A 13,645-nucleotide genomic window follows, 5' to 3' on the forward strand; every position below is an offset into this window, starting at 1 on the left:
CCGGCGGCGGGCCGCGACCGACGCGAAGCTCGGTCGCCATCGTGGCGCGTGGATGAAAGGAGTATAAGAAGCCTTCGCGCTTAGTGCATGCGCCAATCGCCAAAGGGGCGACCAAAGTTCTCCCGGTTCTGCTCCCCGTAGAGCGGGGTTCCCGGCGGCGGCGTGTAGGGCTCTCCCCAGATCGCCCCCGGCGCCAGAAGCTGCCCGTCGGCCGTACGCAGCTCCACAGGCTTGCCCCGAAGCGCCGAAAGCCATTCCGCACGCTCCCCCAGGCGCGAGGGCCCGGCGGAAGACTTCTTTAGCGCGGCCTTCAATTCAGGCTCCTCGGTGGCCATCGCAGCGAGCGATTGCTTCTCCACGCGCTCAGCCCCTGCCACGTCGGGCGCCGCGTGATAATCGACCACCACCTGCTTGCCACGACCGGCCAGCCGAACCATCTCCACCCGTGGCGAGTGCGGGCGCAGGGGCACCACTCGCACGCGCCCGGCCGTCTTGACGTACTCGTAATCCACCAGGCGAGAGCGGAAAAAAGCCTCCAGCTCCTCCAGGGTCATGCGAGTGTTGACGGTGACGAAAATCTCCGAGATCTCGATGCGATCGAGGTAATCCGGAGGCAGCGGCAGGCCAAAGGCCTCCCGGGCTTCGGCCTCCACCGAAGCCTCCGGGGAACGCTCACTGCTCCGCTCCTCCGGAGTGCCTTCCCGGGGCGTCCGTTCCGATTTTCGGCAGCCCACCACCGCCACCATAAGCAGCATCGCCAGGATGCTGGCGCGCAGACGAAGGTTCATCAGTTCCCCACAATCGTCCAGCTCAACGGAATCGAGTGCGTCGCCGGCGGTTCGAGCTCAATATTGAACCCACCGATACCACCGGCGTCCCCGGAGCCGCCGCCGGGCACCGGATTACCGTCGCTGTCGTTGCCTACCGACGTAAAGGTCAGCTGTGGCTTGCGCGCCGGCGACTCCCGCACGGTTTGCCCCAGCGTGGCATCATCGACCACATCGTTGCACACCGGCCCCATGGTGATCGAAAGGCCGCGGATCAGCGTGGGGGTGGACGGACCGAACCAGCGCGGCACGCCGGCGGCGTCGCCACCGTCGAGCAAAAAGAGCGAAGGATCGAGTCCGGCGGCACCGCCCCCGGCATACTCGGTCCAACCCCCCTTGGCTTCGACCCCTTCCTCTCCCCCCGCATAATCGTAGGGGAACCCCTCCAGGCGATAGATGCGCGAGGTGCCCGCCAGACAGGCCGCGTCTTCTTCCACGTACGTCGTAAAGAAGACATCTCCGTCGAAGACCACCGGTTCCCCGGTCAGACGCTCACGCTTACTCAGGTAGTAGCGCCAGAGCGGGCGAGGCTTGATGTTATCGACCGTCTCCAGTCCTCCGGCGCCGGCGACCTCCAGCACCTCGAAGTCTTCCTCGATCGCCATCACCATCTGCACGGAGTTGGTCTCGCTGGTTTCGCCACGCTCCCCCAGCCCGTAGGCAACCACCAGGTTACGGTTCTCATTCATAAAGAGCGCCGGGCGGTAGGACGCCGGCCCAAAGTTTGAGAAACCGTACTCCCCATCAAGGTCGATCATCCATGGCGAGGGTTCCGTAGCGGGGTCAAAGAAGAGCTGAACCTCCCAGTCCTCCGGGTTGGGGCGCGTCATGTCGATGCGGTACATCCGCCCCTCGGCGTCCCCGATAAAGCCACGGGTCGCCACATCGCCCGGCGAGCTGCTGTAGAGCGCCGGCGACCCCACCATCTCGGCGGGGAAACGCTTCATGGTGTCGGAATCGTCGCGGTACTCAACGAAGCGGCGAATGATCATACCGCTCTGCAGATCGACGACGTAAATCGCCCGGCCCGTGACATTGTCCACGCACTCCTGAGGCGCTTGAGAGCGCTCGGGCGTCGAACCACCGCCGAACACCGCCACCGGGCGCTGCAGAGACATCGCCCCCTCGCCCAGCTGCATCGCCACCATGCCCATGGCCGGGTCGCTCACCGAGGTCCCGAGCATGCCCAGCCCCCAGACATCGGGCGCCTCCTCGCCATCGTCGCATCCCCACCAGCCGCAGAACCACTGGCCGAACGCCGAGTCTGCCAGCGCACTGCGGCAGGTATCGAGCTCATCGTCATAGCCCGACATATTTTCCGGACCGTAGCGCCAGTCTTCCAGGCTCTGCATCTGGTGCTCTTCCCACTCGCGGGTGAACTCCCAGAGCACGATCGGGTCGGGCGCCTCGGTCGGCGAGCCGGTACGGGTTACGTCGAGCGCGAAGTAGCCCTGACCGACCGCCCCCATGCCCTGAACGAGCACCGTGCGCCATTGCGCGGCCTGCGGCACCTGCGAGATCCACGCGCCACAGGCCTGCCGGTTGATGTTGAGCGCCGGGTTCGCGTGGCACAGACGAATGTCTCCCACCACCGGACTGCCATCCATCAGCTGGGCGGCGCGCTGCATGTTGGGGAAGAGCTCCTGATGAAGCATCGAGGGCACATAGGCCCAGGCCTCCCGCTGGTCGGCCGCCGGCACATGGTCACGCTCCGAAATAGTGGACCCCAACCCGCTGGGAAGTTCGCGGCCTTTGACCTCGTCCTCCCCGGTGTGAATCGCGTGCAGCTGCCCATCGAGTGTGCTCACGTAGAGCATGGTGCGCCGGTTGGCGTAGAGTTGACGGAAGGCGCGGTAGCCATCGTTGAGCAGATCGAGGTCCGGGGGGCCCACCGTCACCGGGTTCGAGGTGTAGATCCCTCCGAGCACGCGGTCGGCCTTTGGCCCGATGCGCCCGCGATATTCGTCGACCATGTCGTTCATAAAGATTTCTACCGCGATCCCTGCTTCCGCATCTTCGCTGATCCCCCAGTAATTGAAGAAATCTTCGTCGGTGAAGCTGTAGGTGTCGAAGACCTCTTTGAGGTTCCCGGACTCAAAACGCACCCGCGTCCCCACACTCTCACTCAGGTTCACGGCGCCGGGCAGCGTGGTTTCGATAAACTCATCGGAGCTCGCGTCGACCTTGCCCAGAGCGTACGTCATCGGGAAGAAGGTGGACATCGGCCCGGTCACCGCTTCGGAGTCGGCCTCCATCTGGAAGCGCGGCATCGACGTGAACACCCGGCGCCGATCGGTATCCACGCGCTCGCGCACCACCGGCTCATCCAGCGGCTCCCCGATGGCCTTGCGCAGCCGATTGATATCTTCATGCAGCCCGTCGAGATCCGCGCCACTGGTCACCAGCGAGACGCTGCCACTACACCCGGAGAGCGTGCGGTTGAGAATGCCTTTCCAGAACACATTATCGCCCTGAATCTGCACCCCCGAGAAGAGGCGGTACTGCCCCTGGGCGCCATCGGTATCCAGGTAGCTGGTGAGCGAGGGGCGCGTGCGCGCGGCCAGCCCGGAGGACCCGGCGATCTCGTTAAAAATCATCTGGAAGGCGCTCACCAGCGACGCCTTGCTGTTGTTGTTCAAGATCAGCGCGGGATGTTCACAGTTAAAGTCATCGCCGCCATCCGGGGGATCAAAGGTGTAGCCCAGGTTCTGAGGCACCAGACAGGGCTCGCTCAGGTCCTCCGGATCACACGTCCCGGGCTGCAACGCGCCGTTGATATCACGCTGACCGCTGAACGAGCCCAGCGGCACCATCTCCGGCGGCAGGTAATACTGCGCGCAGGTGTTGCCTCGCATCGCCATCACCGCCGACTTCTGAATCGCGTTGGTGCGTCGCTCGCTGTCTTCCTCCAGGTTGACCGCCAGCACGTGCACCCGGGGCGCAAAGCGCTCTTCGATCTCCTGGTTGTCGTTGGCCGCCCGCATCTCCGCTTCGATCTGCGTGAGCATGTCCATGATGGCCTGCTCGGTCACATCGTAGGGATAGCGCGCCGGGTCGTAACCAAAGGCCGGCGCCAGACTCTCACTGCCGATGCCATTGCCCGCTCCTCCGGGAGCTTCGGGCTCGGGGAAGCCGTCGGTGAAAAAGACCACATGGCGCGGGCGACAGGCCGCGTAGCGATCCTCCTGGAAAGGATTCAACACGCCCGGAGAAGCCCCATCCCCGGTGTCCTCAAGCTGACCATAGCTGTAGAACTGCTGCAGATCGTGGAACACCCCGGCAAAGGGGCTGGCCATGCTGATCGGCTGCTTGCCCAGCGGATAGTCAAAGATAGGAATCTCCCAGTTCCCCCGCGCTCCCTTGGGCCGCTTCTTCTTCTTGCCGTCTTCATCGGTGGTCTTCCCTGAAAGAAACGCTTTGCGACGGTCCAGCTGACCGGCGTTGACGATGGCCTCCTGAACATAGAGCGAGGTGTTGTCCATCTCGTCAGCGGTCAACGAGAGCTCCGTCGGTCCGACAAAGCGAAAGAGCCCCAGGTTGTAACAGGGCCCGCCGGCGCACCCGGCCCCTTCTGCGCCCCCGGCCACGCCGCCGAACTCGTCGGCGACGACGTCATCCATCGGAAAGTCCCACCCGCCGGCCCCCTGACCATCCCCCCGATAACCGTCAAACATCACCACCGAGAAGATGGTGGTCCGCCCCATCGCGTCGAGCAGACCGTTGGAGTCCTGCTCGTTGTAGACTTCCTGATAGTGAGGGCGCGGATCATCATAATCGATGAAACGATCAAAACGATCCCCGGTGTTGTCACACGACCAGCTGCTCTGATCGAAGTTCCCGCAGCAGACCTGCTCATCGGTCGCCGCCCCGCGCGAGCGCGGCACAAACCAGCACCCCGGCCCCACCTTCGGCTGGTCGTCGTAGCGCAGGTACATATCGCCGGTGAGGATCTCTTTGATCTGAATGTGACGCGGCTTGTTGCCATCGGTCAGCCGCATCAGCTCATTGTTGCGCATATCCTCCAGCGTGTCGCGCTGCCGATTGGTGGTCTTGCCCTCCTCAAAGTCGTCGCATTCCGAAAACTCTCCGCAGGCCGGCGGGCGCACATAGTCCTGACACTTATGGTTGCTGCTGCCATCAAAGGGGTGCCAGACCATGCACGGGCCCACCGTGGTCACCGGCGTACCACTGACCGGGGTGCCATCCACGCGCGCCGAGCCCGGCAGGTTCAGCGCACTGCCCGGACGCCAGGTATCCATATGGTCCCCCGAGGGATGAGCCCCCGAGACGGACGCGAGCTCCGGATAACGCCCCTCGCCGCGCTCGGTCCACTCCATACTGGCCGAGGTGTCCATCACGATGGTGACCACCGGCGACTGCGCAATGCCCAACTCCACCGGGCTCTGGCTCTGCACCTCACGCGGGGCACTCATCATCACCATCGCCGCCCCGGCGACGGTGACCAGACCCAGCCCGCTGACCAGAAGTTGTCGTCTCGTGTCCATGGATATCACCTTATGCGTTTGGGGGGCCTCTCAGCTCCCGGGCAGCGCGTTTATGCAGAACAGTCTCAAGGGCCGGCGCGGGTTAGCGCGACCCGCAATCAATCGGACCCATCATCGCTTCGGAAGAGTGACGCCCCATCGCGCGCTGACGGCGACGATCGGCCTCGGCCTCGGGCACATCCCCGAGCACCGCTTCCGAAGCGATGGTAACTTTTTTAAAGCAAAACTGACCCGAATACCCCGGCGCCGGGGGGCCATCCACCGGGTCACGCACGATGTAGCGAAACGCCACCGGCATCTCGCTATCCTCCTCCAGCGAGGTCTCGCTGCCGGCCCCGATCAACTGCCCCGAGGTCAACACATCGGAGAGCGTGGCCTGGCCCCCGCCCGGATCGGCCTCGGGAGTAAAGATCTGGTAGCCCCCGCGCCGAATCGCCCCGATGCGCTCATCCTCGCTATTCAACGCGTCGAGATCGACCTCCGCCCGCGCCTTAAGCATCTCGGCATAAGAGGGCGCCCGCACCCCGGCGCGGTACATCCCAAACTGCACCACCGCATCCGAGTACACCGTGGCCTGCGCCCGGGTGCGATGGCTGGAGGAGAGCCACACGCCCTCGGTCGTCGAATCCAGCGCCACCATCCCCAGACCGGTGAGCACCAGAATGACCAGCAACACCACGACCAATGCCGCGCCACGTTCGTTGTTGAGCTTCACTCCCATCACAGCCCTCGCATCCGAAAGTTGGTCAGATCCACGCTGGTCTGAACCGTGATCACCGAGGCTGCCCCGGGGTGTTGTGGATCCACATCGTAGGTGCGCATCGTGCCGTTAACCTGCTCAAAACCCAGCCACTGGGCGTTGCCACTCACATCAAAATGGGGCCGGTTGGTACGCTCCCTCTCCGAGCGCATGGAAAGACGCAGATGCGCCACCCGCGCGCGGTGCGGCTGGGTCCCATCGACCGGATGATCCAGACAGGCGCCGCTCACCGGGTTCCAGCCCACCATCAGCGGCCCGCCTTCCAGCGCGCCCGCGGCGTTCGCGCAATCAAACCACACCCGAAAGTCCGCCACGTGGTTGGCGATCACCAGCGTGTTCTGCTCGCGCTCGTCGTCAGTAGTCCCGGCAATCGCACCCACTAAATCGGCCGCCGTCGGCGAACCCAGCCCCTGCAACGCGCCGAAATCCAGACGATGACGGACCAGCTGAAGGTTGTTGCGATCGTAAGGGTCCACCCGCACCCGGAACCAGAACGCGTCGAGCATCGCCGCATCGTAGTCGTTATCTGCGCCATCGATGCTCTCCAGCCCGCTCATCCGCCCCGGGCCCCGAAACGCAATCGGCTCGGTGGCCAGAACCACCGCCCCCATGGAAATCACCGCGTCGTTGATCGGCACAAACTGCATGTACCCCTGACGATCGCTGATGCGCAGCCCCCGAAACTCCGCCGCCTCCACCACCGCCTGGGCGCTCGGGTCAGCATCGTCGAGAAGCACCTCTCCGTTGGTCGCCACATCAAAGGGATCCACGCGCAACAGCCGTCCCACGCCCCGCTCCACATTCTCGATGCGCGCGCTGGCCGGAGCCACCTCGCTGATCAAAAAGCTCTGCGGAAAATCGTACGCGCCCACCACCACCAGCCCGCTAAACGCCGACTGCGGATTGCGATTGCCGATCTCCTGCAGCGTCGCGTCGCCCGTATACACGCTGCGGTCATTCTGCCAGTCCGCATAGGGCATCAACGCATACAGCGGCGAGTCGTTGGGGCGCACCCAGGGGTCCACGCTGGCATTTGGCGTAGCCTGAGCACCGGCCGATTGCAGCTCGTTGCGCATCATCTCCAACGCAAAGCGCGCCTCATCGGTCGAGCCAGACATCGCGTCCACATCGATGAGAGCGTCGGAGGTCCGGGCAAACATCCCGTAGATCGCGGCCACCAGGCTGCCAACGAGCGCCATCGCGATCATCAGCTCCACCAGCGTAAACCCGCTCTGGTGCCCGCGGGCTCGGATCTCTCGGTGAGGTCGTGCTTGCATCATCGGCTCCTTAAGAGCGTATTTCATCATCGCTGCCTGCCTCTTAGGCATCGTCGCCGGTCTCATTGCGGACGAAGCGCCGTCCCGAAGTAACTGGCGCGCAGCCCCTGCATCTCCAGAGCCAGCGTCGGATCCCCCGGCACCAACCACGCGGTATTGATCACGTCACAACGCCCGTGGAGATCCGCGCCACTCTGATTGGGAAAGGTGCCCTGAGCCCCGGGATACACCACCGCGATCTGAACGCTCATATAGGGCTGCGGAATCGTCGCCTCCACCAGCTGCTCGCCCACCGCAAACACGCAGAATCGCGCACTCCCCTGGTTGGCCAGGCGCTGGTTCACCGGCGTAGCGTAGAGCGGGACCCACGTCCCGCCGGCCTGCGCGATCTCGGCCAGATACGACATCGCGCGCCCGTCGGCATAGACCGGCGGGACGGTGTTCACCGGCGTCGCCGCCGTCCAACCCAACGCCTCGGCTCGCAGCCGCGACTCCACCACCCGCGCCATCTCGGTCGCACCGGTGACCTCACGCGAGGTGGTGTAGCCCCCCAGCGACACAAACTGCATCGCAATGGTCGCCATCACTCCCACCGCCAACAGCATCATCGCGATGAGCAGCTCCACCAGGGAGAACCCCTTCTGGGTGCGCCTCGTTTTCTTGCTCATTGGATCACCCGCGCCTGACCGTTAAAGGGGACATGAATCATCGTGAAACTCGAGAGCTGCCGCTGCACGCGGAGGTCAAAGAGCACATCGTCGCTCGCGCCACGCGCCGGGCACTCCTCCACGCCGGCGTCCAGCGTCACCTCCGGGTCCGCCAGCCAGAACCGAAAATTGTACCCCGGGCAACCACCATCGCTGTGCAGAATCCGACCGTCGCGATCGAGCACCCGGCCGGCCGGAGAAATGCACAGCGGACGCGCCACCGTGCCTTCGCCGGCCGGATCCACGCCCGCAATCGCCAGCCCGGTCCCCGAGGAGACCAGCTCGATCTCGATCATCGCCGCCCCGGGCGCCGGCACCGTAATCGCGGCATCGGCGCAGCTCATGGCCTGATTCGTCGAACGAAAGAAGCGCACCCGGCTATTGGCGTTATCGCCCTGCTCCACCACCGCCAGCATCACCTCCCCACGTCCCATCGCGTACGAGCGCGCGTCCTGAAACGCCTGGGCCAACTGCCGGTTGAGCCCCCGGCTGCTATTCTGACGCACCGCCTGGGACACCGTCGGCATGACCAGGGCGGCCAACAACCCCACGATCACCACCGCGATCATCACCTCCACCAGCGTGAAACCGCGATTTAGGGGATGCAGCACTCGTCTCTTTGGTTTGCCGGGCATCGCGTCTCTCATCGTTGCATTCATCATCGGAACCGGGGGATGCTCTACCACAGCCCCCGGCATCCGCAAGATTCGTACCACCGCCACACACCGCCCCTCACACCCCGCGGCGCCGGTGCTTCGCCCCACCACACCACGGCGATCCCCCCCTCGAACCCGCCACGCCCGGGCCGAGCGCCTCGCGCGCGGCTATGAAATAATTTCATACCCTTGAAGTAATTGCACAGCCCTTCACGATTCGATAGCACTGCGGCGCTGAGCTTTTCCTCTCTCCTTCTGCCGTCCGGAGCATGCTTTGGCGCCACTGTGGCCACGTCGCATCATCCCCCGGCGCCCCCTCATCGGCGTGGGCGTGCTCCTGATCGTGTGGCTGGGCCTGGCCGCCGCCTTCAGCCACGACGCCCGCGCCGGCACCTACCGGCTGCGCACCCAGTCGCGCGCCCGAGCCTCCCAACACCTGCGCGCCGATCAACGCTGGGAGGCCTCCCGGACCTGGACCCAGGCCCTGCACTTAAGCGCCTTCGATCTCCTCGATGACGCCTCTTCCAGCCTCAACGCTCACTTAAGCCTGCGCTACTTCACCGACGCCGCGCTCGATGTCTCCCTGCGCGAAGATGCCCGCGCCTTCCAGCGCTTTAACGCCCTGACCCTGGACCGGGCCTACCTCCACTGGCGCCCCTTCGACGCCCTGGAGGTCCGCGCCGGACGCCACTGGACCGCCTCCGCCCTGGGCGTGGCCGACATCGACGGCATCACCACCGAGCTCCAGCGCCCCTCGGGCAACCTCCGCCCCTTTGCCCGAGTCTGGGCCGGTCGCCAGGTCCACGCGCAACTCGGCGCCTTCGACCCGGGCCTCTGGGACGTCCAGGGACTCCCCCTCAACGATCCCTACACCCACGCCCCACAGGCCACCCTCCTGGGAGCCGCCGCCGGCCTCCACGACCGCCGCGATCGCCGCCTGGAAATCGCCGCCTCCCGCTCCTCCCGCGCCCGGCAGACCACCGATACCTGGGCCGACACCGCCCCGCCCCAACACGAGCATCGCCTGGGCGTCAGCGCCACCACCCGCCACTTCCAACGCCTCCACTTAAGCACCCTCCTCACCTACCACGGCCCGGCCCGCGCCCTGGACCGCGCCCTCCTCACCGCCTCGCTGCGCCTGGGAGAGGCCTCCTCCATCTCCGCCGGCCTCGACCATCGCCTGCCGATCTTCGACGCGGCCAGCATCTTTAACCTCTTTGGCGCCGCCCCTCGCCAGAGCGCCTTTCTCACCCTCTCCCATCCCATCAACGCTCTCCACACCACCCTCGAAGCCCGCGCCTGGGCCCGCGCCTACCACGACCACCCCGCCAGCCCGGGCATCCCCGACGAGCTGACCCCCGGCACCGCCCTGGCCTCTCGCAGCCGACTCACCTTCTTAAAACGCCCTGCCCTCCTGCACACCCAGCTCAGCTATCAGTCCGCCGGCCCCGCCCACACCCGCGGGGCGCAGCTCCTCTTTGACGCCTCTCTGACCCTGGCCGCCTCCCCCGGGCGCCTCTGGCTCAGCGCCCGACACCTCACCCTCTACGTCACCCCGGACGCCGCGCGCCAGAATGCCGCCTTCGCCACCGGCTCCAGCCTCGGCGCCGAGGTCGGCCTGGGCCAGGCCGCGCGCCTCTCTCTGCTGGCCGAACATCGCCGGGACTCCCACACCCCATCGCACCTGCTGCTGATGGCCAACCTCACCCTGGAGCTGGGACCATGAGCCGCCCCCACCCTCGCTTCATCCCCCATCCCTCGACCGCGCCACACACGCCGGGCCACGCCAGCCCCCGGGCGCTGGTGCTCCTCCTCTTGGCCAGCGCCACACTCAGCGCCTGCCAGAGCCGCCAATCCTCCCCGGCGCTCCCTCCCCTGCACCACGCCCCGACCTACCGCTCCGTGCTCCCGGCTGACCACCCGCCGATGCCCGGACTCCAAAACGCCCTGCTCACCCCCGAAGACCACCGCTTCGACTGGCTTAACCTCCACGGCCCTCAGGCCCGCACCCGCGCCAACGACTGCCTCACCTGTCACCTCGAAGAGGACTGCACCTCCTGCCACCTGGAGAGCCTCGCCAGCAACACCTCCCTGCATCCCCCCAACTACCTCGTCGTTCACGCCCTGGACGCTCGCCAGGGCGTCCAGGACTGCGCCTCCTGCCACCAGGCTCAGACCTTCTGCACCTCCTGCCACCTGGAGTCCAAAGTCGCCCCGGAGGCTCCCCCCGAGCTCCAGCCCCCCTCCGGCTTCGCCCTGCATCCCCCCGGCTGGCTTGACCCGGCCTCGCCACGCAACCACGGGATCATGGCCCGCCGCGACATCTTCGAGTGCGCCAGCTGCCACAGCGAGTCCGACTGCGTGAGCTGCCACACGGGAATCAACCCTCATCCCCCGGAGTTCCGCTTCGAGTGCCGCAGCTGGCTCAACACCAACCCGGCCCCCTGCGCCCGCTGCCACCTGGAGCCCGCCGCGCTGGAGGCCGGCTGCCTCTGATCCTCTCCCCCCAACCCCTCACCTTTCGGTTTGACACCCGGCGCACTTACTGCGATGGCCTCTGCTGGCCTTCGCCTTCCCCCCTGTTCGAGCGCTCTGCCATGGCCCACCATCCTCCCCCTCGGCCTCTCCCCGAATCCCCCGAAGCCCCCCCCACCTACGCCGACCCCCGCACCGCCCGCATCGTGCTGATCCTGCTCTGCTCGGTCGTCTTCTTTGCGGTGGTCAACGGCAACATGGTCAACGTCGCCCTGCCCTTCATCGGCCGCGACTTCGGGGTCTCCGAAGGGGTCTACGGCTGGGTCGTCACCGGCTTCTCGCTCACCTTCGGCATCTTCAGCGCCATCCACGGCCGCCTGGCCGACCTGGTCGGCCTGCGCCGCCTCTACGCCCTGGGCGTCGCCTCGCTGGGCCTGACCTCCATCCTGCTGGCCCTCTCGCCAAATATCGAGTCGATGATCGCCCTGCGCTTTCTCCAGGGCGCCGGCAGCGCCGCCACCCCCGCGCTCGGCACCATGATCATCGCCCGCGTCTTTGCGCCCCACCGCCGCGGCACCGCCATGGGCCTGATCATGGGGACCGTCGGTCTGGCCGCCTCCATCGGCCCCTTCCTCGGCGGCATCCTGGTGGAGCTCGCCGGCTGGCGCCTGGTCTTTGCCGCCACCGCCCCCCTGCTCTTCTTCGCTCCCCTGGCCATGCGCCTGCTGCCCGACAACCTCGATGAGCGCTTCGGCACCTCCTTCGACACCATCGGCGCTACCCTGCTGGGCCTGGGCGCCAGCGCCTGGCTCTACGCCTTTAACATCGTCGAGCAAAATGGCTTCGGGCTCCTCTTCTTCGGGCTCCTCCTCGCTGGCCTGATCCTCCTGCTCATCTTTGCCCGACGCATCCACCGCGTCGACGAGCCCTTCGCCCAGCCCGAGGTCTTTAGAGACCGCCGCTACCTGGCCAACAGCGCCGTGGCCTTCCTGACCAACGCCACCCGCTTTGGCACCATCATCCTCGTCCCGATCTTTTTGATCGAGGTCAACCACGTCGCCCCCTTCACCGTCGGCGTCGTCCTGCTGCCCGGCGCCCTCCTCATCGCCATCATCTCCCCCTTTACCGGCCGGCTCGCCGACCGCCTGGGCGCTCAAAAACCCATCGCCCTGGGCATGGTCCTGGTGATCATCGGCAGCCTCATCACCGCCTACTACGCCGGCGGGAACATCGTCGGCGTCGCCGTCGGCATGGGCCTCTACGGACTGGGCTTTGCCCTGATCCAGAGCCCCATCGTCAACGCGACCAGCCAGATCCTGCCCCCCCGCCTCACCGGCAGCGGCATGGGCATCTTTATGATGATCTTCTTCTTGGGCGGCGCCTTCGGGGTCGCCCTCAGCGTCACCGTCGTCGAACTCCAGAGCGCCACCCCCTCCAGCTGGCTGGGCTTTGAGCCGGGCCCCGGCGTCCCCTACTCCAACGCCATCCTCGCTCTGACCACCCTGGCCATCCTGGCCCTCGCGCTCACCCGGGGGATCCCCGGCCTCAACCCCCAACCCATGGAACACTCCTGATGTCCTTCTCCCCCTTGCAGGCTCGCCTCTACGCCGCCACCCACCTGGGCACTCCGGGCGACCTTGAGTACTACCAGCTCCAGACCGCCGGCGCTGCGGCCGTCCTCGAACTCGGCTGCGGACACGGCCGCCTCCTCCAGGCCCTGGCCCCGGCCACCGACCGCCTGGTCGGCCTGGACCAGGAACCCGAACTCCTCCAGCTGGCCCGCGCCCGCAACCTCCCCCACACCGAGTTCCTGCAGCGCGACCTCCGAGACCTCCCCCACTCCGAGGCCTTCGAGCACGTGATCCTGGCCTACAACGGCCTCTACTGCCTGCCCGACAGCCAGGCCCTGCTCGACACCTTCCAGGCCGCGCACCGCGCCCTGATCCCCGGCGGTAAATTCCACCTGGACATCTACCCCACCGAAGGCCTCGACGAAGACGCCGAAGCCATGGACATCCCCGACAACGTCATCGTCGACGACCCCTCGGCCCCCACCACCGAGCTCGACGTCGACGGCGTCCACTACACCATCTGGGAAGGCTCCCTCTGGGACCCCCATGAGCGCACCTTCGAAGTCGAATTCCGCTACGTGCGCGACGATGAGCCCGACGAGGGCGGCGTCCCCCTGACCATCCGGCATCGCTACTGGCCCCTGCCCGAAATTATCGCCGCGGCCCACGACGCCGGCCTCCAGCTCGTCGGCCAGCGCGAGGGCTTTGGCGACGACCTCCCCGACGACGCCCCCCCGCAGCACGTGCTCACCTTCGCCCGTATCGACTAAAAACGCGCCTCCCCCCCTTGCCAGCGCCCGGAGGCCGAGCCCTGTGGGCTCCTCCTCCCTCCAAACCCGCCCGCGCTGGCGCCGGCGGGTTTTCCTG

At 66.4% G+C, this 13,645-nt stretch carries 10 protein-coding genes; 4 read left to right on the top strand and 6 right to left on the bottom strand.

Features of this window, described 5'->3' with window-relative positions:
* Positions 1-80 precede the first annotated feature (80 nt).
* The 6 genes from DL240_RS19885 to DL240_RS02325 form a co-directional block, all read right to left on the bottom strand.
* The gene (locus DL240_RS19885; protein WP_158542298.1) at positions 81-788 is read right to left on the bottom strand and encodes a hypothetical protein; all 708 of its coding nucleotides are present in this window, start codon (positions 786-788) and stop codon (positions 81-83) included.
* On the bottom strand, positions 788-5,332 hold the full coding sequence (locus DL240_RS02305) for a pilus assembly protein (protein WP_111728239.1): 4,545 nt from the start codon (positions 5,330-5,332) through the stop codon (positions 788-790). The genes DL240_RS19885 and DL240_RS02305 overlap by 1 nt, the downstream gene beginning before the upstream one ends.
* An 82-nt stretch (positions 5,333-5,414) precedes the next feature.
* The gene (locus DL240_RS02310; protein WP_111728240.1) at positions 5,415-6,053 is read right to left on the bottom strand and encodes a hypothetical protein; all 639 of its coding nucleotides are present in this window, start codon (positions 6,051-6,053) and stop codon (positions 5,415-5,417) included.
* Positions 6,053-7,369, bottom strand: coding sequence for a PilW family protein (locus tag DL240_RS02315; protein ID WP_158542299.1), 1,317 nt, complete (start codon positions 7,367-7,369; stop codon positions 6,053-6,055). Before DL240_RS02315 ends, DL240_RS02310 begins: the two co-directional genes overlap by 1 nt.
* 62 nt (positions 7,370-7,431) lie before the next feature.
* Positions 7,432-8,037: a type IV pilus modification PilV family protein gene (locus DL240_RS02320; protein ID WP_111728242.1), complete on the bottom strand. Its 606-nt coding sequence runs from the start codon at positions 8,035-8,037 to the stop codon at positions 7,432-7,434.
* Positions 8,034-8,711 carry a pilus assembly FimT family protein gene (locus DL240_RS02325; RefSeq protein WP_158542300.1) on the bottom strand — a complete coding sequence of 226 codons (678 nt, stop codon included), beginning with the start codon at positions 8,709-8,711 and terminating at the stop codon, positions 8,034-8,036. Before DL240_RS02325 ends, DL240_RS02320 begins: the two co-directional genes overlap by 4 nt.
* Positions 8,712-9,006: 295 nt before the next feature.
* Between DL240_RS02325 and DL240_RS02330 the strand changes: the two genes are divergently transcribed.
* From DL240_RS02330 to DL240_RS02345, 4 genes are all read left to right on the top strand, one after another.
* Positions 9,007-10,458 (top strand): hypothetical protein, encoded by a 1,452-nt coding sequence (locus DL240_RS02330; RefSeq protein WP_111728244.1) that lies wholly within the window; start codon positions 9,007-9,009, stop codon positions 10,456-10,458.
* Positions 10,455-11,228 carry a hypothetical protein gene (locus tag DL240_RS02335; RefSeq protein ID WP_111728245.1) on the top strand — a complete coding sequence of 258 codons (774 nt, stop codon included), beginning with the start codon at positions 10,455-10,457 and terminating at the stop codon, positions 11,226-11,228. The genes DL240_RS02330 and DL240_RS02335 overlap by 4 nt, the downstream gene beginning before the upstream one ends.
* Positions 11,229-11,329: 101 nt before the next feature.
* Complete coding sequence (locus tag DL240_RS02340) at positions 11,330-12,781, top strand: MFS transporter (protein ID WP_111728246.1); 1,452 nt, start codon at positions 11,330-11,332, stop codon at positions 12,779-12,781.
* Positions 12,781-13,548, top strand: coding sequence for a class I SAM-dependent methyltransferase (locus DL240_RS02345; RefSeq protein ID WP_111728247.1), 768 nt, complete (start codon positions 12,781-12,783; stop codon positions 13,546-13,548). The genes DL240_RS02340 and DL240_RS02345 overlap by 1 nt, the downstream gene beginning before the upstream one ends.
* The last annotated feature ends 97 nt before the right edge of the window (positions 13,549-13,645 follow it).

The sequence above is a fragment of the Lujinxingia litoralis genome (genome assembly GCF_003260125.1).
Taxonomy (GTDB): domain Bacteria; phylum Myxococcota_A; class Bradymonadia; order Bradymonadales; family Bradymonadaceae; genus Lujinxingia; species Lujinxingia litoralis.